Annotated in this window: 1 pseudogene; it reads right to left on the reverse strand. The window is 70.3% G+C overall.

Annotated elements, in window-relative coordinates:
• A pseudogene (locus ACLJNW_RS28245) lies at positions 1–239 on the reverse strand (hypothetical protein); the annotation flags it as partial.

Raw genomic sequence — 239 nt, forward strand, 5'->3', positions numbered from 1 at the left:
CTGGCGGCGTAGTCCTGCTCGCGCTTGAGCTGCGCCAGCTCGGCCTCCAGTTCCTGGATCTCGGCCGGCCGCGAGGTGCTGGCGATGCGCACGCGGGCGGCGGCCTGGTCGATCAGGTCGATGGCCTTGTCCGGCAGGAAACGGTTGCCGATGTAGCGGTCGGACAGCTCGGCGGCGGCGACGAAGGCCTCGTCGCGGATGGTCACCTTGTGGTGGCCTTCGAGCTTGTCGCGCAGGCC

It is taken from the genome of Salmonella sp. SAL4457, assembly GCF_046548235.1.
GTDB lineage: Bacteria > Pseudomonadota > Gammaproteobacteria > Enterobacterales > Enterobacteriaceae > Salmonella > Salmonella enterica.